At 48.7% G+C, this 1446-nt stretch carries 1 protein-coding gene; it reads left to right on the forward strand.

Going from position 1 to position 1446, the window contains the following annotated elements; all coding sequences use genetic code 11:
• The first annotated feature begins 54 nt into the window (after positions 1–54).
• Positions 55–1409, forward strand: a protein-coding gene (locus GVY42_RS15155) for an IS3 family transposase (RefSeq protein WP_159563779.1) whose coding sequence is annotated in 2 segments (ribosomal slippage) — positions 55–508 and positions 508–1409 — 1356 coding nt in all. Because the reading frame shifts where the segments join, the coding sequence is not laid out codon by codon here.
• The last annotated feature ends 37 nt before the right edge of the window (positions 1410–1446 follow it).

Here is a 1446-nt window from a genome sequence, read left to right on the forward strand (position 1 = left end):
TGAACTGCACCCCAATTGTTAGACACATCTAACAATTGGAGGTGCAGTTTTTTAATGACTAAATTTACAACTGATCAAAAGTTAAGCGCCGTCATGGCCTATCGGGAAGGGAAAGATAGTATGAATGGCATCGCGAAATCCCTAGGGGTAGCCCCGACCCTGATGCGTAACTGGGTCAAACAGTTCGACCATCATGGACCGATGGCCTTTTCCAAACCCTATACAACTTACCCCGCACAGTTTAAACTGGACGTACTTCAATACATGAAAGAGAATGGCGTGTCGGCAAACGAAGCGGCTGCGATCTTCAATATCGCCTCTCCCTCCTCAGTCTGGAAATGGGAGAGGCAACTGAGGACCGGAGGGCAGGGCACGCTCATTCCTAAGAAGAAAGGGAGGCCACGGATGAAAGATAAGACAGGTAATGAAAAGCGTCGAGCCCCCGCAGAGGGGTCTTCAGAAGCGCTCCAGGCGGAAATCGACCGTCTGCGGATGGAGAACGAGTATCTAAAAAAGTTGAACGCCTTAGTTCGATCCAAGGGAACGTCACCAAAGAAGACAAAGTAAAGGTCATCTATGAATTAAGGCACAAATATCCGGTGAAGGCGCTCGTTGAGTATGCGGGAATCAAACGTAGCACCTATTACGTGCTGGTGAAGAAAATCGGGAGACCAGACCCGGACACGGGTCTGAAGGCAGAGATCCAAGCGATTTATGATGAACATGAGGGGCGATATGGTTATCGTCGCATTCGTGACGAACTCCAGAATCGGGGACAGAAAGTGAACCACAAGAGGGTTCAACGCCTCATGAAAGCACTGGGGTTGAAATGTCTCGTGCGCCTGAAGAAGTACAAATCATATCGGGGGGCGGTGGGGGAAATCGCAGACAATATCCTGGACCGAGACTTCAAGGCGGATGCCCCGAACGAGAAATGGGTGACCGACATCTCGGAGTTCAAACTGTTCGGGGAGAGGCTCTACCTGTCCCCTGTCCTAGACCTGTTCAACGGAGAGATCATCACCTACACCATCGGCTCAAGACCGACGTATTCACTGGTCTCAGAGATGTTGGAGAACGCCTTGTCCAAATTGCCTGAGGAGCATCAGCTCCTGATCCATTCCGATCAGGGATGGCATTACCAAATGCGTCAGTTCCGACATACCCTCAAAGAGAAAGGTATCGTGCAGAGCATGTCTCGTAAAGGTAACTGTCATGACAACGCAGTGATGGAGAATTTCTTCGGAATCATGAAATCCGAATTCCTTTATCTTAAACGTTTTAAGAGTATCGACCACTTTAAAATCGAGCTCGGTAACTACATAGACTATTACAACACACGACGAATCAAGGCAAAATTAAAACTGAGTCCGGTGCAATACCGGACCCAGTTCGTTCACGTAGCCTAGATGAAATAACCGTGTCTAACTTTTAGGGGTCACTTCA

The sequence above is a fragment of the Exiguobacterium sp. 8A genome (assembly GCF_902506275.1).
GTDB lineage: Bacteria > Bacillota > Bacilli > Exiguobacteriales > Exiguobacteriaceae > Exiguobacterium > Exiguobacterium profundum.